The 20,489-nt window shown below is 56.6% G+C and carries 14 protein-coding genes, 1 tRNA gene, 2 rRNA genes and 1 pseudogene; 17 read left to right on the top strand and 1 reads right to left on the bottom strand.

The annotated features are described in order from the left end of the window. The first annotated feature begins 340 nt into the window (after positions 1–340). From ACT2B1_RS00925 to ACT2B1_RS00895, 7 genes and pseudogenes are all read left to right on the top strand, one after another. Positions 341–3,188: ribosomal RNA gene (locus ACT2B1_RS00925) — 23S ribosomal RNA — on the top strand. Positions 3,189–3,389: 201 nt separating this feature from the next. Then, a 5S ribosomal RNA gene (gene rrf, locus ACT2B1_RS00920) occupies positions 3,390–3,504 on the top strand. Positions 3,505–3,592: 88 nt separating this feature from the next. Beyond that, positions 3,593–3,669, top strand: a tRNA-Met gene (locus tag ACT2B1_RS00915). Between the two features lie 417 nt (positions 3,670–4,086). Beyond that, positions 4,087–4,587: a hypothetical protein gene (locus ACT2B1_RS00910; protein WP_481668397.1), complete on the top strand. Its 501-nt coding sequence runs from the start codon at positions 4,087–4,089 to the stop codon at positions 4,585–4,587. Between the two features lie 228 nt (positions 4,588–4,815). Next, positions 4,816–5,430 carry a metallophosphoesterase gene (locus ACT2B1_RS00905; RefSeq protein WP_254449257.1) on the top strand — a complete coding sequence of 205 codons (615 nt, stop codon included), beginning with the start codon at positions 4,816–4,818 and terminating at the stop codon, positions 5,428–5,430. Positions 5,431–5,662: 232 nt separating this feature from the next. Continuing rightward, positions 5,663–7,111: a mannose-1-phosphate guanylyltransferase/mannose-6-phosphate isomerase gene (locus tag ACT2B1_RS00900; protein WP_481668396.1), complete on the top strand. Its 1,449-nt coding sequence runs from the start codon at positions 5,663–5,665 to the stop codon at positions 7,109–7,111. Between the two features lie 41 nt (positions 7,112–7,152). Further along, positions 7,153–7,620: pseudogene (locus ACT2B1_RS00895) on the top strand (glycosyltransferase family protein); the annotation flags it as partial. Positions 7,621–7,709: 89 nt separating this feature from the next. Here ACT2B1_RS00895 and ACT2B1_RS00890 read toward each other — a convergent pair. After that, positions 7,710–8,426, bottom strand: a complete 717-nt coding sequence (locus tag ACT2B1_RS00890) for a sugar transferase (RefSeq protein WP_481668395.1) — start codon at positions 8,424–8,426, stop codon at positions 7,710–7,712. Between the two features lie 498 nt (positions 8,427–8,924). Between ACT2B1_RS00890 and ACT2B1_RS00885 the strand changes: the two genes are divergently transcribed. From ACT2B1_RS00885 to ACT2B1_RS00840, 10 genes are all read left to right on the top strand, one after another. Beyond that, the gene (locus tag ACT2B1_RS00885; protein WP_171241189.1) at positions 8,925–10,496 is read left to right on the top strand and encodes an acyl CoA:acetate/3-ketoacid CoA transferase; all 1,572 of its coding nucleotides are present in this window, start codon (positions 8,925–8,927) and stop codon (positions 10,494–10,496) included. After that, positions 10,493–11,260, top strand: a complete 768-nt coding sequence (locus ACT2B1_RS00880; RefSeq protein ID WP_171241188.1) for an enoyl-CoA hydratase/isomerase family protein — start codon at positions 10,493–10,495, stop codon at positions 11,258–11,260. Before ACT2B1_RS00885 ends, ACT2B1_RS00880 begins: the two co-directional genes overlap by 4 nt. Beyond that, positions 11,217–12,788, top strand: a complete 1,572-nt coding sequence (locus ACT2B1_RS00875) for an aldehyde dehydrogenase family protein (protein WP_481668394.1) — start codon at positions 11,217–11,219, stop codon at positions 12,786–12,788. The genes ACT2B1_RS00880 and ACT2B1_RS00875 overlap by 44 nt, the downstream gene beginning before the upstream one ends. A gap of 59 nt (positions 12,789–12,847) precedes the next feature. Continuing rightward, positions 12,848–14,098 carry an ABC transporter substrate-binding protein gene (locus ACT2B1_RS00870; RefSeq protein ID WP_171125772.1) on the top strand — a complete coding sequence of 417 codons (1,251 nt, stop codon included), beginning with the start codon at positions 12,848–12,850 and terminating at the stop codon, positions 14,096–14,098. 91 nt (positions 14,099–14,189) lie between these two features. Continuing rightward, positions 14,190–15,083: a carbohydrate ABC transporter permease gene (locus tag ACT2B1_RS00865; protein WP_171125774.1), complete on the top strand. Its 894-nt coding sequence runs from the start codon at positions 14,190–14,192 to the stop codon at positions 15,081–15,083. Continuing rightward, entirely contained in the window at positions 15,083–15,964 is an 882-nt protein-coding gene (locus ACT2B1_RS00860; protein ID WP_481668393.1) for a carbohydrate ABC transporter permease, read from the top strand. Before ACT2B1_RS00865 ends, ACT2B1_RS00860 begins: the two co-directional genes overlap by 1 nt. Before the next feature lie 6 nt (positions 15,965–15,970). Continuing rightward, the gene (locus ACT2B1_RS00855) at positions 15,971–17,083 is read left to right on the top strand and encodes an ABC transporter ATP-binding protein (RefSeq protein ID WP_171126616.1); all 1,113 of its coding nucleotides are present in this window, start codon (positions 15,971–15,973) and stop codon (positions 17,081–17,083) included. Next, the gene (locus tag ACT2B1_RS00850; RefSeq protein WP_171125780.1) at positions 17,083–18,579 is read left to right on the top strand and encodes an FAD-dependent oxidoreductase; all 1,497 of its coding nucleotides are present in this window, start codon (positions 17,083–17,085) and stop codon (positions 18,577–18,579) included. Before ACT2B1_RS00855 ends, ACT2B1_RS00850 begins: the two co-directional genes overlap by 1 nt. After that, positions 18,576–20,168, top strand: coding sequence for a GMC family oxidoreductase N-terminal domain-containing protein (locus ACT2B1_RS00845; protein WP_171125996.1), 1,593 nt, complete (start codon positions 18,576–18,578; stop codon positions 20,166–20,168). The genes ACT2B1_RS00850 and ACT2B1_RS00845 overlap by 4 nt, the downstream gene beginning before the upstream one ends. Then, a complete protein-coding gene (locus ACT2B1_RS00840) occupies positions 20,165–20,473 on the top strand; it encodes a Dabb family protein (RefSeq protein ID WP_171241185.1) in 309 nt (102 codons plus the stop codon). The genes ACT2B1_RS00845 and ACT2B1_RS00840 overlap by 4 nt, the downstream gene beginning before the upstream one ends. Positions 20,474–20,489 lie beyond the last annotated feature (16 nt).

The following is a 20,489-nucleotide window of genomic DNA, read 5'->3' as shown; positions in this document are numbered from 1 at the left end:
GTGGCGTAGATCTCAGTCGTTCTCATCTTCGGGTGAGCGGGTTGTGACACGGGTGTTTCCTCGCCTGTCCACGACTATCGCGGCTGAAACGAACAGAGTTGTCCAAGTCAAGTACACTAACCCGCATGATCTGACGATCATGCATTGTCTTCTATCCTCTGCGTGGGGCCGACCGACATCGGCAGCGCGGGTTCCAGGATGGAAGGCGGGAAAGTATGCTTTTGGTTCAGAAGAAAGATCATCTTTAGTTACCAGCTGGATGATCGCGATCGACATACTTGTGCTCAAGTAGCCGAATAGGCGGTAGCACACTATCATGTGTCTTTCTCTTTCTGGATCAAATCAAGCGCGAGAAGGGCGTTTGGTGAATGCCTTGGCAGCAAGAGGCGATGAAAGACGTGATACTCTGCGATAAGCCATGGGGAGCTGAGAATAAGCTTTGATCCATGGATCTCTGAATGGGGCAACCCACCTGAAAGCTTCATATTGTTATCCCCTCACAACCTAGTTGTGAGATAGATACTCAATATGGGGTTTAAACAGGTACTTAAGACCTGAATACATAGGGTTTTAAGAGCAAACCCGGGGAACTGAAACATCTAAGTACCCGGAGGAAAGGAAATCAATTGATACTCCCCTAGTAGCGGCGAGCGAACGGGGACCAGCCGAGCCAGATGAGTGACTAGAACACGTTGGGAAGCGTGGCCATAGCGGGTGACAGCCCCGTATAGGAAGCTTTGATGGACGTATTAAGTAGGGCGGAACACGTGAAATTCTGTCTGAAGATCGGAGGACCACCTTCGAAGGCTAAGTACTCCTTGCTGACCGATAGCGAACCAGTACCGTGAGGGAAAGGTGAAAAGCACCCCGACGAGGGGAGTGAAACAGTACCTGAAACCGAACGCCTACAATCAGTCGGAGGCTCCTTGCGAGCTGACGGCGTACCTTTTGTATAATGGGTCATCGACTTGGTCTCACGAGCAAGCTTAAGCCGTTAGGTGTAGGCGTAGCGAAAGCGAGTCTTAATAGGGCGCATGAGTTCGTGGGATCAGACCCGAAACCGAGTGATCTAGGCATGGCCAGGTTGAAGGTAAGGTAACACTTACTGGAGGACCGAACCCACATCCGTTGAAAAGGATCGGGATGAGCTGTGCCTAGGGGTGAAAGGCCAATCAAACTCGGAGATAGCTGGTTCTCTGCGAAATCTATTTAGGTAGAGCGTCATCCGAATACCCCGGGGGGTAGAGCACTGGATGGGTAATGGGGCCCCACAGGCTTACTGATCCTAACCAAACTCCGAATACCCGGGAGTACTAGATGGCAGACACACTGCGGATGCTAACGTCCGTAGTGGAGAGGGAAACAACCCTGACCTACGACTAAGGCCCCCAATTCATGGCTAAGTGGGAAAGCAGGTGGGACGACCAAAACAACCAGGAGGTTGGCTTAGAAGCAGCCATCCTTTAAAGATAGCGTAACAGCTCACTGGTCTAAATAAGTTGTCCTGCGGCGAAGATGTAACGGGGCTCAAGCCATGAGCCGAAGTCTAGGGATGCGTAAGCATCGGTAGCAGAGCGTAGTGTGACATAGATCCATGCCTCCTTGATCCCTTCGGGGATATTGGAGGCGAGGATCTTTCGATGAAGCCGGCCTGTGAGGGATCCGGTGGAGAGATCACTAGTGAGAATGATGACATGAGTAGCGACAAAGAGTGTGAGAGACACTCTCGCCGAAAGTCCAAGGGTTCCTGCTTAAAGCTAATCTGAGCAGGGTAAGCCGGCCCCTAAGCCGAGGCCGAAAGGCGTAGGCGATGGGAACTAGGTTAATATTCCTAGGCCAGGAGGATGTGACGGATTGCGGATGTAGTTCAGCCTTATCGGATTGGTTGGGCTGCTGAGCAGTTCCTGGAAATAGCCCTCCATCAGACCGTACCCTAAACCGACACAGGTGGACTGGTAGAGCATACCAAGGCGCTTGAGAGAACGATGTTGAAGGAACTCGGCAAAATACCTCCGTAAGTTCGCGAGAAGGAGGCCCGGTTCCTAGGCAACTAGGGGCTGGGGGCACAAACCAGGGGGTGGCGACTGTTTATTAAAAACACAGGGCTCTGCGAAGTCGCAAGACGACGTATAGGGTCTGACGCCTGCCCGGTGCCTGAAGGTTAAAAGGAGAGGTGAGAGCCTTGAATTGAAGCCCAGGTAAACGGCGGCCGTAACTATAACGGTCCTAAGGTAGCGAAATTCCTTGTCGGGTAAGTTCCGACCTGCACGAATGGCGTAACGACTTCCCCGCTGTCTCCAACATCGACTCAGCGAAATTGAATTGCCTGTCAAGATGCAGGCTTCCCGCGGTTAGACGGAAAGACCCCGTGCACCTTTACTACAGCTTCGCACTGGCATCAGGATTGTGATGTGCAGGATAGGTGGTAGGCTTTGAAGCAGGAACGCAAGTTCTTGTGGAGCCTCCCTTGAGATACCACCCTTCGCACTCTTGATGTCTAACCGCGGTCCGTTATCCGGATCCGGGACCCTGCGTGGCGGGTAGTTTGACTGGGGCGGTCGCCTCCTAAAGCGTAACGGAGGCGCGCGAAGGTTGGCTCAGAGCGGTCGGAAATCGCTCGTTGAGTGCAATGGCAGAAGCCAGCCTGACTGCGAGACTGACAAGTCGAGCAGAGTCGAAAGACGGCCATAGTGATCCGGTGGTCCCGAGTGGAAGGGCCATCGCTCAACGGATAAAAGGTACGCCGGGGATAACAGGCTGATACTGCCCAAGAGTCCATATCGACGGCAGTGTTTGGCACCTCGATGTCGGCTCATCTCATCCTGGGGCTGGAGCAGGTCCCAAGGGTACGGCTGTTCGCCGTTTAAAGAGGTACGTGAGCTGGGTTTAGAACGTCGTGAGACAGTTCGGTCCCTATCTGCCGTGGGTGTAGGAGACTTGAGAGGAGTTGCCCCTAGTACGAGAGGACCGGGGTGAACGATCCACTGGTGGACCAGTTGTCGTGCCAACGGCAGTGCTGGGTAGCTATGATCGGACAGGATAACCGCTGAAGGCATCTAAGCGGGAAGCCCCCCTCAAAACAAGGTCTCCCTGAGGGCCGTGGAAGACCACCACGTCAATAGGCCGGAGATGTAAGCGCAGTAATGCGTTCAGTTGACCGGTACTAATCGCCCGATAGGCTTGATTTGATCCAGTAATGGAAAGACAAGACCAAAGCATACACACCTTGAACATGGATAACTTCGTCGCTTTTTTGCAAAAGCAAAAAGAGCGACGGTGTTGATTGAAAACACAACCGAGTGGCAACGCGCCTTTTGCAAGCAAAAGACGCTGCCTGCCACCTGTCGCTTTCTTGCACAGCAAGAAAGTCGACATGGGCTTTTCCTCGGTTTGGTGGTCATAGCGCAAGTGAAACACCCGGTCCCATCCCGAACCCGGAAGTTAAGCACTGCCGCGCCAATGGTACTTGGGCTTAAGCCCCGGGAGAGTAGGTCACCGCCAAACCTAGTAAAAGCCCAATTCTCTCTAAACGATCAGCAGAACACTACCCGGTCTCAAATAGCCCAATAGGCGGTAGACCAAACCAAAGTGTCGCGGGATGGAGCAGCCCGGTAGCTCGTCAGGCTCATAACCTGAAGGTCGCAGGTTCAAATCCTGCTCCCGCAACCACTTGGGTCCAACAGAGTCTCGAACAAGCCGCCGCAAGGTGGCTTTTGTCGTTCTGGACCTATCCCGCTGTAAGCACTTTGGAATCACCCCGCGTGGGAAATCCTGCACTGACCGCCACAATTGCAAAGTATTTCACCAGAACCAATACCCGATCAAATCGCCAAAACGAATATCTATCCAACGGATTGTCTCAAAGCCGATCGTAAAAGCGATTTCTGATGTTCTTGCTATACGCCGTCGCGCTCGTGGCAACGGTTTATGACGCATTTGTCGTTGCCGAAAAATTTACCCAATGTTTAGGTAAAAACGAATTAACTTTCTGATTTAAAGCACAAAAAAGACACGCCGAGCCCACGTACTCCGCAACCCTTCTTTCTAGTTTCAACCCAGACCGCAACTGGAATTGGAGATGTCGTTATGTCGGGATTGGGTATTTCGCCGCGCTTAAGTCTACGAGGGTTTCGTGCAAGGATATTGGTGGTTTTTCTGGTCTTTGGTGCCTTGTTTTCTGGCACGGCTTTTCAGGCCGCTGCCAATACCCAAAATTTGTATATCGTCGGCAACGATCGGGGTGGATACTTGCACGACCGGTTGATCGAATTGAAGAACTTACAGCGGAACCGGGTCTTGGTTGAAATACGTGGCCGGGTCTGTTTTTCAACATGTACGATGTTTCTTGGGTTGCCGGGCGCCTGTGTCGATCCCGATACTATGTTTGGCTTTCACGGACCATCGCGAAGTGGTCGCAAACTTCCAAAGGAAGATTTCGAATATTTTAGCCGCGTCATGGCGGGCTGTTATCCCGAACCGTTGAAGTCATGGTTCATGAACAAGGCCCGAAACCGCATCAGTGGTGTGTATAAAGTCAAAGGGGCTGAACTTATTCGAATGGGGATATCCCCTTGTAGAGAGGCTTGAACGGTCCTTGCTTGCCCATTGGTGTGCGGGCGGCTATCACTCACAAGCCGGAGCGACTATCGGCCAAGCTCGCAAGTCTGTGCACTAAAGGTTAAAGGGAATGCTGCAATAGTGCTGTCTTCGTTGCTCAAACGATTTAATCAACCAGCGGCCTTTTCGACGCCTGATCCGGATGCCCCGATTTGCATAATCGGGGACGTCCACGGGTGCATTGCCCAGTTGGAAAAAATGCTCTCCCAAGTTCCGCAGGACCACCGCGTCATACTTGTAGGGGACTATGTAGACAGGGGAGAGCACAGCGCCGAGGTGCTGCGTCTAGTCAGTGAGCGTTCGGAATTTACCTGTCTCATGGGAAATCACGAGCAGATGTTGCTGAAATTTCTGAGCGATCCCACCTGTCATGGACCACGGTGGTTGCGGTATGGAGGATTACAAACACTGTCCTCTTTCGGCGTTCGCGGCGTGAGATCAGAAATGAACGATGCCGAGTTACAGGACTGCCGCGATAGGTTGGAAGACGTCATGTGCCAAGACATGCGCCGCTGGCTTGAACAACTCCCGACATCGGACTTTTCGGGCAACGTTTTTGTGACTCATGCCGGTGCGGACCCGAATGTTCCGGTCGATCAGCAAAAAGAGGAAATTCTGATCTGGGGGCACCCGTCTTTTCAGAAGTCGGATCGCAGCGATGGGGTCTGGGTCGTGCATGGCCATACAATAGTTGATGAGCCGAGCGCCGAACGTGGTCGCATTGCTGTTGATACCGGAGCATTTGCAACTGGCTCCCTGAGCGCCGTATGCCTTGACGGAAGCGAACCCAGGTTTGTTTCCGTAGGTCATTGATGACAGGAGCAATTGGCGCGATTAACCGATAGTTTCCTGACTAACTTCAGCGATAGATAGACCTACCGCATTGTAAAACTGCACTGAAGACGCAGCGCAGGCTCAAAGATTGGGCGGTGCTTATTGTTTCATCCTGATTGCGCGTGAATTTAACCTCCTTCAATTGATACACTTGTCAGCGCCAGCGTCATTTATTAGGACCACCCCAAGTAAATCAAATTTCGAGCTTTTTATGTTGATAACACCTGTCCTTCTCTGCGGTGGTTCCGGTACTCGGTTGTGGCCTCTGTCCCGGAAAAGCTATCCAAAACAATTTGTTCCGCTTGTTGGCGAGGAAACTTTGTTTCAAGCGTCGGCGCGACGTCTGTCCGGGAAAAACGCAGATTTGCAATTTGGGGCACCAGTCGTTCTTACCAATTCGGACTTTCGATTCATCGTTGCCGAGCAACTGCAATCAATTGGTATTGATCCAGGCAAAATTCTGATCGAGCCGGAAGGGCGCAATACTGCACCAGCAGTTTTGGCCGCTGCGATTCAGACATTCAACGAAGACGAGAATGCGGTTCTTTTGGTCGCCCCGTCCGATCATGTGGTGCCAGACTCCGATGCATTTCAGGCCGCAGTCGCCCGTGGATTGGATGCGGTTGCAAGGGGTCAGCTGGTGACGTTTGGCATTACTCCGACGCACGCGGAAACAGCCTATGGGTATCTGGAACTTGCCTCGGCGCCGGACAGTGATGGATCACCGGTCCCGCTGAAACAGTTTGTCGAAAAACCGGATTTGGCCCGCGCGACCGAGATGCTGGCCGCTGGGAATTTCAAATGGAACGCTGGTATTTTCTTGTTCCGCTCTGCTGACATTATAGCGGCATTCCGGCAGTACGCCCCAGAGCTGATAGAACCCGTTCAGGCATCTGTTGAAACCGCAACGCCCGATCTGGGCTTTTTGCGTTTGAACCCGGAGCATTGGCAAAAGGCCAAAGATATTTCCATCGACTATGCCGTGATGGAAAAAGCTGACAACCTTTCCGTGGTCCCTTTTGACTCGGCGTGGTCTGATTTGGGTGGCTGGGACGCGGTCTGGCGCGAAAGTGGCCCCGACGAACAGGGTGTTGTCACAAGTGACGGCGCCACAGCGATTGACTGTCACAACACGCTGTTGCGGTCGGATAGTGAACAGCTTGAAGTCGTTGGTATTGGCCTGGAAAATATCATCGCGGTTGCGATGAATGATGCGGTTTTGGTGGCGGATTCTTCGCGGGCTCAGGACGTAAAACAGGCGGTGTCTGCGCTGAAGAAGAAAAACGTTCCTCAGGCCACCGCATTTCCAAAAGACCACCGTCCCTGGGGATGGTTCGAAAGCCTTGTTGTTGGCGATCGTTTTCAGGTGAAACGCATTTGTGTGCATCCGGGCGCGTCCCTTAGCCTGCAAAGCCATTTTCATCGGTCCGAACACTGGATCGTGGTTGAGGGCACGGCTCGTGTCATCATCGACGACACTGATCAATTGGTGACTGAAAATCAGTCAGTCTATATTCCGCTGGGTGCTGTCCACCGTATGGAAAACCCGGGCAAGGTACCGATGGTCCTGATCGAGGTGCAAACGGGCGTGTATGTCGGCGAGGACGACATCGTCCGGTACGAGGACAAATACGCGCGCGGCCAGGGCGCTAAGGGCTGACCCTCGTGAAAGTCGCGATTGTTCATTATTGGCTTGTCGGTATGCGCGGCGGCGAAAAGGTGCTTGAGGCGTTCTTGGACATGTATCCGGACGCCGTCATCATCACCCATGTCTACGACCCCGAAAAAGTCAGTGCAAAGGTACGGCAGCACGAAGTTCGCGAGACATTCATCGGCCGATTGCCGGGGGCGAAGAAGCACTATCAAAAGTACCCTCCGTTCAAGCCTATGGCGCTGGAACTGATGGACATGCAGGAGTTTGATCTGATCCTGTCCAGTGAGTCTGGGCCTGCGAAGGGGATTATCCCGCGCCCTGATGCGACGCATATTAGCTACTGCCATTCACCGATGCGATATATCTGGGATCATTACCATGTGTACCGCGCGCAGGCTGGCCGTGTCGCGCGGTTGGCAATGCCTATCATGGCCCATAAGCTGCGTGTCTGGGACGTGTCGACTGCCGCGCGGGTCGATCAGTTCATCGCCAACTCGTCCTTTATCCGTCAGCGTATCGGCAAATACTACAGGCGGGATGCGGACGTTATCTTCCCCCCGGTCGATACTGAAGAATTCCAGATCTCGAATGAGGTCGGTGAGCATTATTTGCTGGCCGGGGAAATGGTGTCGTACAAACGGCCTGTTCTTAGAAAAACCGCAGAAGCCGTAAGCGAGATGATTTTAATGTCCTTCAGAAAGCTTCTTGCGGCCAAATATGTTACGTCCATTTCAACCCGCTCGCGATAGCTGATGTCGTTCCGACCCGAAACCTGCCACAACCCAGTGATGCCGGGTTTTTGCGCAAGATAGGCTGATGCCGAGCTGCCGTATTTGATCAGTTCGACAGCAACTACGGGGCGTGGGCCGACAAAGCTCATCTCACCCTTCAGGACGTTCCAGATCTGAGGAAGCTCATCCAAACTGGTCTTGCGCAGAATGTCACCCAGCCGGTTAATTCGGGGATCGTTAATCAGTTTGTGATCCCGCTCCCACTCGGCCGCCGCATCGGGATTTGTATCCAGATAGGTCTGAAGCTTGTCTTCTGCGTTCACGACCATGCTGCGGATTTTCCAGCATTTAAAGGGTTTACCCCCTTTTCCGATACGCGTATGACCAAAAAAACTCGGCCCACCGTCGCGGCGGACCAGACACCAAAGAATAAAGATTACGGGTGCAAGGGCCGGCAGAAGCAGAAGGGCAAGGGAAACGTCAAAAACACGTTTGCCAATGTCCGCGTAAAACCCGTTTGGGGGTGTTTGCGTCGAGGGTTCTTGGGTTTTGCTGCCTTGGAAACGGGACGGGTGAGAAAAATCAAGCATAAAAACAAACCCTGAAACTTAGTCAGCGCTAGTGAATGCAGTGCTAAGAGGAGTGACTGGGTCTTCTGTTAAACTTAGAAGGTCAAAACTTTAAGATTAAAAATGATATTTTTGTGAATTTTTTAACCCCCTGTTTATTTGTTGAGCGAGGGATATGAAATAGTCGCAAAATGAGAAGGTTACCCGACGTTATTTTACACGTATAAGGAGAGCATTGCCGTTCCCCTTCATACCACGCCGTCAGGGGAGAGCCAACACGCTTCATTGCGTTCAGTGTGTCGACCTGACGTAAAGCGACTGGGTGACTTGAGGCGCCCACGTAGGCAACCTCGTGGTTTCGCGCTGCGCGAAATTGCAGTGCACTTCCCCTTGTTGAAGATGGTGTTGGACTTGGTGCAAGCGTTGGGTTGGTTTTTCCTGTTGCAAGTTTTGGATCGTTCCAGTAACGATTGGATCGTTCCAGTAAATCCGTGAATCGCTGGAATCGGGGAGGTCGTCATGAAGAAACTGGTATCAGCCCGGCAAGCTGCCGAAGTGGTCCCTGATGGGGCTGTTGTCTCGGTTTCGTCGTCGTCGGCCTTGGGTTGTCCTGATGCTGTTCTAAAAGCCATCGGCGACCGGTTTCAGCAGGACGGCCATCCGCGCGACATCACTTCGCTTCACCCTATCGCGGCTGGCGATATGTATGGTGTTAAGGGGATGGAGTATCTGGCGCAGGACGGGTTGCTGACGCGGGTATTGGCGGGGTCTTATCCTTCGGGGCCATCCAGCCTTGAGATGCCGGAAATCTGGAAAATGATCGTCGAAGATCGCGTCGCGGCTTATAACGTGCCGTCCGGTATCATGTTCGACATGCAGCGTGAGGCGGCGGCGCATCGACCCGGCGTGCTGACGCAGGTGGGTCTGGATACTTTTGTCGACCCGATCCGAGAAGGTTGCGCGATGAACGCACGCGGGGCTACGGACCCGATTGTCGAGCGCGTCGAGTTTGGTGGCCAGACATGGCTGCACTTTCCAAACATCATACCCAATGTCTGTATTCTGCGAGCCACCACAGCAGATGAATTCGGCAACCTGACCTATGAGCATGAGGGCGCTTATCTGGGTGGGTTGGAGCAGGCGATTTGCGTGCGAAATCACGGAGGGATCGTGATTGCTCAGGTTCAGCGGGTAACAGCGGAAGGCAGCCTGCGTCCCCACGATGTCCGCGTACCGGGGCATCTGGTGGACCTGATCGTCGAAGATCCGGACCAGAAGCAGACCACCGAAACACCCTATGATCCCGCGATTTCGGGTCAGGTCATGCGGCCCTGGGACAGCTTCTCGCTTGCCGAGCACGGTGTGGAAAAGGTCATCGCACGCCGCGCGGCCATGGAGTTGCGCTCGGGCATGAGCGCAAATCTTGGGTTCGGTATCAGCGCCATGGTCCCCCGGATATTGTTGGAGGAAGGACACCCCAAAGCCGTGACCTGGGCGATTGAGCAGGGCGCGGTTGGCGGCGTTCCCTTGACCGGGTTCGCCTTTGGCTGTGCCTCGAACGCTCATGCCTTTGTGCCGTCGCCGCAGCAGTTCATCTATTTTCAAGGGGGTGGGTTCGACATGTCATTCCTCTCGTTCCTTGAGGTCGATGTGGACGGCAATGTGAACGTGTCGAAACTTGGGAAAAAGCCCTATCTGACCGCAGGGTGCGGCGGTTTTGTGGATATTACAGCGCGGGCCAAACGGATCGTGTTCTCGGGCTGGTTTGAGGCTGGGGCGAAGATTGATCTGGGAAGCGACGGCATCCGGGTTACCGCGCCGGGCAAGTTCACCAAGATGGTGGACAAGGTTGAACATGTCACCTTCTCGGGTCGTCGTGCACGGGAAACCGGGCAAGAGGTGATCTATGTGACGGAACGCTGCGTGATTCGCTTGACGGATGAGGGGTTGGTTGCGACTGAAATCATGCCGGGGATCGACGCGCAGCGCGATATTATTGTCGCCTCGGGCGGGCGCGTGACAGTGGCAGAAAACGCAACGCTGATGCCGGCCTCTCTGTTCCTTGAAGGACCGATGGGACTGCAGTTGTGAGCAATATCGCCTTTGATATCCGGGGCCACGCGGCGATTGTCACTTTGGACAATGTCGCCAAGTTGAACGCCCTGACGATCCCAATGCTTGACGCGTTGGAGGCCCGCGTGCGCGAGGTTGAACGGGATGCAGCAATCCGCTGTCTGATCTTGACCGGAGCTGGCGAAAAGGCGTTCTGTTGCGGGGCCGATATCGGCGCGTGGGGTGGACTCAGCCCCGCCGAGTTCGCGCGTCATTGGGTGCGGGATGGACATCGTATCTTTGACCGGTTGGCGCGGTTGGGCAAACCCACCATCGCTGCCATGAACGGGCATGCCTTTGGCGGTGGGCTGGAACTGGCAAGCTGCTGTGATCTGCGCCTGCTGGCCCCACGTGCAACCCTCGCCCTTCCCGAAGCGCGGGTCGGTATTGTTCCCGGCTGGTCCGGCACGCAACGCCTGACCCGGCTCATCCCTGAAGGGGCCGTCAAGGAAATGGCCCTGTTTGGACGCAGGATCGGGGCAGACCGCGCGGTGTCGCTGGGTTTTGCGGCTGAAGTGGCCGAAGACGTATTGGGCCGCGCGCTGGAACTGGCTGCTGATCTGGCGGACCTGTCCCCCCGCGCCACTGAAATCGCCAAGAACATGATCCACGCGGCCGTAGGCGAAGACCGGGACGCGGCCGTCGAAGCGCTTGGAAGCGCGGCCATAGCCGCCTCCGCCGACCGTGACGAAGGTGTGAATGCCTTTTTGGAAAAACGTAACCCTCAATATTCGGGCCTGTGACGTAATGAAAGATATGACGATCAACCCAGCCATCCCGTTCGACCTGCCGCCGCTGTTCGAGGGTCGGCATATGATCAACGGGATCTGGCAGGACAGCGCATCGGGCGAGACGTTCGAGCGTCGCTCGCCCTCGCACGGGCATATCGTCAGCCGGTCCGCCTTGGGGGGCGAGGCCGAAGCTGAGGCGGCCATTCAAGCCGCCCGCACAGCGTTCGACAGTGGGGCTTGGAGCGGCGCGTCGGGCAAAGAGCGTGCCACGGTTCTTTTGAAGGTCGCTGACCTGATTGAACAGAACGTAGATCGGATCGCCGTCATCGAAACGCTGGAAAGCGGCAAGCCGATCAGTCAGTCCAGAGGTGAGGTCGGTGGAGCGGCCGACCTCTGGCGATATGCCGCGTCCTTGGCGCGCAGCACCCATGGCGACAGCCACAACACGCTGGGCGCCGACATGATGGGTGTGGTTCTGAAAGAGCCTATTGGTGTGGTGTCGATCATCACCCCTTGGAACTTCCCGTTCTGGATTCTCAGCCAGAAACTGCCCTTTGCATTGGCGGCGGGATGCACGGTTGTCGTGAAACCCTCGGAAATGACCCCCTCCACCACCCTGATGCTGGGCGAGTTGCTGATCGAGGCCGGGCTGCCGGCAGGCGTGTGCAACATTGTTCTGGGCCATGGCGTACCGGTCGGCAGCGTATTGTCCACGCATCAGGCGGTAGACATGGTGAGCTTCACCGGCTCGACCGCAGTCGGCAAGACAATCAGTGCGGTGGCCTCGGATACGCTCAAGAAAGTGGCGCTGGAACTGGGCGGCAAGAACCCGCAGGTGATCTTCCCGGACGCAGATCTGGAATCATCGGCGGATGCGGTCGTGTTTGGGGTCTATTTCAATGTCGGCCAATGCTGTAACTCGAGCAGTCGCATAATCGTGCATGAGGACATTGCCGAAGCCTTCACCAAGCGGGTGGTTGATTTGTCCCGTAAGGTGAAATTCGGTGATCCGATGGATCCGACTACACAGGTCGGTGCCATCGTCACGCCGGAACACAACGCCAAGATCGACGCCTACGTCAAAGACGCGCAGACCGCCGGTGCCGAGATTGCCATGGGCGGTGACCGTCTGCAGGTCGAGGGGCTTGGCGATCAGTTCTACCAGCCTACCATCGTCACCAATGTCCAACCGGACATGCCGATTGCGCGGGATGAGGTGTTTGGCCCGGTTCTGACGGTCCTGACATTCAAAACACTGGACGAAGCCGTCGCGCTGACCAATGATAGCGTTTACGGTCTGTCGGCTGGGGTCTGGAGTACCAATGTCCACACCTGCCTTGAATTCGCCCGCCGCGCAGAAGCGGGAACGGTCTGGACCAATACCTGGATGGACGGATTCCCCGAGGTTGCGTTCGGTGGGGTCAAGCAATCCGGGCAGGGGCGGGAAATCGGACAATATGGGTTCGAGGAATTCTTCGAAGTGAAATCTGTGGTTATGCGCATCGGCGACAGCCGTGCGCCATGGGTGTCGCAAGACTGAACGGCGCATCAAACATCAATAAGCGCCAGAAAAAGATCGCATTTAGGGAGGAAACAACAATGCGTAAACTTTTGAAAACAAAATCGGTAATTGTGGCAGGGCTGCTGTGTACCACCAGCCTGGCGCACGCCGAAGAGGTTGAGGTTCTGCACTGGTGGACCTCGGGCGGTGAAGCCGCGGCGCTGAATGTTTTGAAAGACGACCTTTCGGGTCAGGGCGTTGGCTGGACGGACATGCCAGTTGCCGGCGGCGGCGGTGAGCAGGCAATGACTGTTCTGCGCGCGCGTGTCACTGCAGGCAACGCACCCACAGCCGTTCAGGGTCTGGGGTTCGATATTCAGGACTGGGCCGCGCAGGGTGCGCTGGCTGATCTGAACGACGTGGCGGCCAAGGAAGGCTGGGACGATGTGGTTCCGGACGCGCTCAAGGCATTTGCAAAGTTTGACGGCAAGTGGGTTTCGGCTCCGGTCAACGTGCATTCGACCAACTGGGTTTGGGCGAACAAGTCGGTGCTGGACGCAAACGGTATCGCCCAGCCGACCAACTGGGACGAGTTCGTGGCCGCTGTTGAGGCGCTGAAAGCGGCGGGTGTGACACCCATCGCGCATGGTGGTCAGGCATGGCAGGACGCGACCGTTTTCGACGCCGTGGCAATGTCCACGCTTGGCCCGGACGGGTACAAAGCCGCCTTTATTGATCTGGACGAAGGCACTTTGGGTGGGGACGCCATGAAAGAGGCGTTCGATCGCATGGCCTTTATCCGCGACAATGTTGACGAGAACTTCTCGGGTCGCGACTGGAACCTGGCGACGGCGATGGTCATCAATGGCGAAGCTGGTTTCCAGATGATGGGTGATTGGGCCAAGGGCGAGTTCCTGAACGCAGGTAAAGTGCCGGGTCAGGATTTCTTGTGCTTCCGCTTCCCCGGTACCGCAGATCAGGTGACCTTCAACGCCGACCAGTTCATGATGTTCGATCAGGGTGGATCGGTTTCGGCAGAGCAGGCGGCGCTTGCCAGCGCGATCCTGTCACCCTCGTTCCAGTCGGCGTTCAACGTGGTCAAAGGTTCGGTTCCGGCGCGGACCGATGTCAGCGACGCGGATTTCGACGACTGCGGCAAGCAGGGCATGAAAGATCTGGCTGCGGCTGCGGCTTCGGGCAACCTGTTCGGCTCGATGGCGCATGGCCACGCGGCGCCCGCATCGGTCAAGAACGCCGTTTATGACGTCGTAACGGCGCATTTCAACGGCGAATATGACAGCGAAACCGCAGTGGCCGAACTGGTCGACGCGGTGTCGATTGCCAAGTGATCAGTGATCCTCGTGACGGGGCGGCGGTTTAGCCGCCCTGTCCAAAGAGGGCGCTCAACGCCTTAAAACACAACTCGCAGGAGGGCGCGCCATGGCTGCTTCAGCCGACGCGGATTTCAAGACTCGCCTTCAGAATTGGATACCCAAGCTGGTCCTGTCACCGTCGCTGGCGATGATGCTGGTCTTTGTGTACGGGTTCATCCTGTTCTCGGTCTACCTGTCGTTTACCGACAGCCGCATCCTGCCGACCTTTGGCTGGGTCGGATGGGAAAACTACGACAAGCTGTGGCGTTTGAGCCATTGGGAAACCTCGCTGATCAACATGGGGATTTTCGCAGGGCTCTATATCGTGATCTGCACCTGTATCGGGCTGGGACTGGCGATCTTCCTTGATCAGAAAATCCGCGGCGAAGGGCTGTTGCGCCCGATCTACCTGTACCCGATGGCGCTGAGTTTCATCGTTACCGGCACGGCATGGAAATGGTTTCTGGACCCGGGCATCGGGCTGGAAAACGTCATGCACACATGGGGGTGGACCAGTTTCGAATTCGACTGGATCAAGAACCGCGATTACGCGATCTACACGGTCGTCCTGGCTGCTGTCTGGCAAACCAGCGGGTTTGTCATGGCGATGTTTCTGGCGGGTTTGCGCGGCATCGACAATGAAATCCTGCGCGCGGCGCAAATGGATGGGGCGTCGAACTGGAACCTCTATCGCCGGATCATCATCCCGCAACTGCGTCCGGCATTTCTGTCAGCCTTCGTTATCCTCAGCCACCTTGCGATCAAGACCTTTGACCTTGTGATCGCGCTGACTGGCGGCGGACCTGGACGGGCCACCGAACTGCCCGCAACCTTCATGTATTCCTATACGTTTACGCGGAACCAGATGGGGATCGGCGCGGCCTCGGCCACGATCATGCTGATGACCATCGCGGCGATCATGATCCCCTACCTATACGCTGAATTGCGGGAGAAACGCTGATGTCTCAGGCCTCGCAAGATACCGCGATCCGCACGGGCCGCGTTGCCCGCACGCTGATCTATCTGGTGCTGCTGCTGTTTGCGCTGTTCTACCTGCTGCCGCTTTACGTGATGCTGGTGAACTCGGTCAAACCGCTAGAGGAAATCACCGGTGGCGGCATGATGAACCTGCCGCAGGTGTTCACGCTTGAGCCGTGGTTCAAGGCGTGGTCCTCGGCCCAGATCGGGGTCGATCCTACGGGATTGAAGCCTTACTTTTGGAACTCGATCAAGATGGTGGTTCCGGCTGTTATCGTGTCGACCGTCCTTGGCGCGCTGAACGGTTATGTGCTGACCAAGTGGCGGTTTAAATACGACACCATCCTGTTCGGGCTGATGCTGTTTGCCTGTTTCATCCCGTTCCAGATCGTGCTGATCCCGATGGCGCGGATGCTGGGCATCATCGGACTGGCGGGCACGACTTGGGGTCTGGCGCTGGTGCATGTGGTCTATGGGATCGGGTTCACCACGCTGTATTTCCGCAACTACTATGCCGTGTTCCCGAGCGAGCTGATCCGCGCGGCGCAGATCGACGGGGCGGGGTTCTTTCAGATTTTCTGGCGCATCCTGCTGCCCAGCTCGGGCCCGATTGCGGTGGTGTCGATCATCTGGCAGTTCACCAACATCTGGAATGACTTCCTGTTCGGCGCGTCTTTTGCCGATGCCAATAGCCAGCCGATGACTGTCGCACTCAACAATCTGGTGCAGTCATCGACGGGTGTTAAGGAATACAACGTACATTTTGCTGGCGCCATTCTGGCCGCCATGCCAACTCTGCTCGTCTATATCGTGGCCGGTCGTTACTTCGTCCGCGGCCTGATGGCGGGTTCCGTGAAAGGATAAGGCGTCATGGGCTTTCTCGATATCGACAACGCGACCAAGTCTTACGGCTCGGTTGAAGTGCTGCACAAGGTCGACATCTCGGTGCAGGAAGGAGAGTTTCTCGTTCTGGTCGGGCCCTCGGGCTGTGGCAAGTCCACCTTGCTGAACATGATTGCAGGGTTGGAAGAGATCACCAGCGGCGAGATCCGCATCAAGGATCAGGTGATGAACGGGGTGCACCCGTCGAACCGCAACATCGCCATGGTGTTCCAAAGCTACGCGCTGTACCCCAACATGACCGTGGGCCAGAACATCACCTTTGGACTTGAGATGCACGGTGTCCCCAAGCCCGAGCGTGAAAAGGCCATGGCCGAGGTCGCCAAGCTGTTGCAGATCGAACAGTTGCTGGACCGCAAGCCGGGGCAGCTTTCGGGCGGTCAGCGGCAGCGCGTGGCCATGGGGCGGGCCCTGGTGCGCGAGCCGGATGTGTTTCTGTTCGACGAACCCTTGTCCAACCTTGACGCCAAGCTGCGTGTCGACATGCGGACCGAGATCAAGAAGCTGCACCAGAACCTCGGCACCACCATCGTCTACGTGACCCACGACCAGATTGAGGCTATGACGCTGTCCAGCCGCATCGCCGTGATGAATGGCGGCTACGTGCAGCAACTGGGCACCCCGCAAGAGATCTATGACACCCCCGCCAATATCTTTGTGGCGACCTTCATGGGCTCGCCCGCGATGAACGTGCTGCCTGCAAAGGTGGTGATGTTGAACGGGCGGCCCCACGCCGAAGTCGCCTTGTTTGACGGGTCGATGGCACAACTGCCCTTCAGTCAGGACAACCTGTCCCATTGGGACGGGCGTGACATCCTGTTGGGCATTCGGCCCGAGACCATCACGGATATGGATGGCGCGGATCGAAAATCCTCGAACATTGCGACGATGACCAACCGGATCGTGGTGACCGAGCCCGCCGGGTCAGACACGTTTGTCTCAATGCAATTGGGCGGGCGCGATGTGATTGCGCGGATGCGCTCGGATGCCGAGGTCTCGCCGGGGCAGGATTTCACCTTTGCCGTGAACATGGAAAAGGCTGTGGCCTTCGATCCTGAGACCGAGAACCGCATTCAGGGGTAATGCAACCCGACATCCTCATAATCGGGTCGGGCATGGGCGGCGCTACCCTTGCGGCAGCGTTGGCCCCGTCCGGTCGTCGTATCCTGATCCTTGAGCGCGGCGTCAGGTTGGAACCGTCTGCGCAGGACCGGGATGCTAAAGCGATCTTTGGCGATGGTGTGTTTCGTCCTGATGAAACGTGGTTGGACGGACATGATCAGCCGTTCAATCCCGGAAACTATTACTTTGTCGGCGGCAATTCGAAATTCTACGGCGCGGCTCTGATCCGGTATCGGGCCGAAGATTTTGCCCCAATGCTGCACCGTGACGGCACAACACCGGGCTGGCCGGTCACGTATGATGATCTGGAACCCGATTATCAGGCCGCCGAAGACCTGTATTGCGTACGCGGCGATCCCAGCCAAGACCCGACCGAGCCACCGCATTCCGGTGCTTACCCGTTTGGTCCGGTGACGCATGAGCCGGACATGCAGGATCTGTTTGCACGGCTCCGGTCCGTTGGCATGTCGCCGTCAACCATCCCGCTTGGGCTGGATCTGGACAGGTGGCTGGCCGCTGGCGATACCACGTGGGACGCTTTTCCCAACACCTGCGGCGGCAAGATGGATGCCGAAACCTGTGGACTGGCCGAGGCGCTGAAACATGAAAACGTGACACTCAAGACCAACGCGCGTGCGCAGCGGCTTGTTGCAGACGCGAATGGTCGGGTGAGCGGTGTTGAAGTTGAAGTGGACGGCCGTCAGGAGACACTGACCGCGCCGATTGTGGTGCTGGCAGCGGGCGCGGTTCAATCTGCGGCCTTGCTTCTGACTTCTGCGGATGCGGCGCGCCCTTCGGGTCTGGCCAATCGGTCGGATCAGGTGGGACGGAACTTCATGAACCACAACTGCTCGGCTGTGCTGGCGCTGCACCCACTACGCCGCAACAGGTCGGTCTATCAGAAAACCCTGATGGTGAACGATTTCTACCTGACAGACGGTCAGGGTGGGGCTCCGCTGGGTAATATCCAGATGTTGGGCAAGATCACCGGTCCGATCCTCGCGGCAACGACGCCAATGCCTAGTTGGGTTGCTTCGTTGATTGCAGACCGCAGTTTCGATTTCTACGCCATGTCCGAGGATCTGCCTAACCCCGACAGCCGCGTGACGCTGAAGGACGGGCAGATTAGGCTGGACTGGCAGCGTTCGAACTGGGACGCGCATTTGGAGCTGGTGCGCGTGCTGAAGCGCAAGCTTCGCAAGGCAGGTTTTCCCGTTGTTTTGTCCAGGTCCTTTGACCGCCGCACCCCGTCGCATCAATGCGGCACCGCACGGATGGGCGCGGACCCGACCGCAAGTGTGGTGGACACGTTCTGCCGCAGCCACGACCACCCGAACCTGTTCATTGTCGACGCCTCGGTCCTGCCGACCTCGGCGGCTGTAAACCCCGCATTGACCATCGCGGCGCTGGCCTTTCGCGCCGGACGCCACATCCAGGAAAGAGAATGGGCCGCATGACCGCTGGTTACGACTTTATTGTTATCGGAGGCGGTTCCGCCGGATCAGCCATCGCCGCCCGCCTGTCGGAAAACCCCGACGCGCGCGTTTTGCTGCTCGAGGCCGGTGGTGGCGACCGCAACCCCCTGTTCCACCTTCCCGCAGGGTTTGCCAAGATGACCAAAGGCATCGGGTCGTGGGGATGGAGCACGGTTCCGCAACGGTCGATGCAGGACAAGGTTTTCACCTACACGCAGGCCAAGGTGATCGGCGGCGGCTCGGCCATCAATGCGCAGATCTATACGCGGGGCGCGGTGCAGGATTATGATGAATGGCGTCAAATGGGTTGCGAAGGATGGGGGTATGACGACGTTCTGCCCTATTTCAAGAAGTCCGAAGACAACGATACCTATAGCGGGGAATTCCACGGTCAGGGCGGTCCGTTGGGCGTTTCCATGCCCGCCGCGCCGCTGCCGATCTGTGACGCGTTTATCGAGGCCGCGGGGCAGGTGGGCATTCCGAAAACCACCGATGTAAACGGGGAAAAGCAGGACGGGGCAGGCTATTATCAGCTCACCCAGCGCAACGCGCGGCGATCATCCTCGGCAATGGCGTTTCTTGCGCCCGCGCGGTCGCGGTCCAACCTGACGATCCAGACCAATGCACAGGTGCGCCGGATCACCGTCGAAGGTGGTCGGGCCACAGGGGTCGAGATGGCCGATGGCAGCAAGATTACCGCGGACCAAGAGGTGATCCTGTCCTCCGGCGCGATCGGTTCGCCGCGCCTGCTGCAACTGTCGGGGATTGGCCCGGCAGACGGGTTAAGGGCGCTGGGGATCGACGTCGTGTTCGACCAGCCCAATGTAGGCGCGAACCTTCAGGATCATCTGGACCTGTATGCGATTTGCGAAGTCACGGGCCCGCACACCTATGACCGTTATGCCAAGCTGCACCTGTCGGCGCTTGCGGGTCTGCAATATCTGCTTACACGTAAAGGGCCTGTCGCCTCGAGCTTATTTGAGACTGGGGGGTTCTGGTACGCGGACGAAAATGCCCGTTCGCCCGATATTCAGATGCATCTGGGTCTCGGCACGGGGATCGAGGCCGGGGTCGAGGCGATGCCCAATGGAGGGGTGACGCTGAACGCGTGCCACCTGCGGCCACGGTCCCGAGGTTCGGTCCGGCTGCGCAGCGACAACCCGGCAGATATGCCCTTGATCGACCCCAATTACCTGTCGGACCCCTATGATCGTGAGATGTCCATTCGTGGCTTGAAACTGGTGCAGCAGATTTTGGCGCAGGACGCGCTGAAACCCTATGTTCTGGCCGAGCGTTTGCCGGGGCCGGATGTGCGCACCGACGAAGATTATTTCAACTTCATCTGCGTCCACTCCAAAACCTCGCATCACTGCGCCGGAACCTGCCGTATGGGGAGCGACGATCAGGCGGTCCTGGACCCGCGCCTGCGGTTCAACGGGATCGATCGGTTACGGGTCGCCGATGCCTCGGTGATGCCGACGGTGAACTCGTCCAACACAAACGCGCCGTCGATCATGATCGGCGAAAAAGCGGCAGACATGATCAAACAGGACAACGGATACGCGACATGATCCGACATATCGTACTGACCAAATTCAAACCCGACGTACCGGAAGACACTATCCAGAGAATTTATGCCGGGCTGGCCGCCGTGACCGAAAAATTGCCCGGTGCGCGGAGTTTCACAGGTGGCCGCTCGGAAAGCCCCGAGCAGATTGAGCGCGGCTATATGCACGGCTTTGTCATCGACTTTGACAACTGGGATGCGCTGCAAAATTACACCGACAATTCCGAGCATAAGGCATTGGGCCGTCAGCTTGTTAAAAATGCGGTCGGAGGGATTGACGGCATTCTGGTGCTGGATTTGAACGTGTAGGCAAATATTCGGGGTA

Source organism: Ruegeria sp. S263, assembly GCF_056780525.1.
Note: the sequence above shows the minus strand (reverse complement) of the source record. Positions and strands in the feature narration are given on the sequence as shown.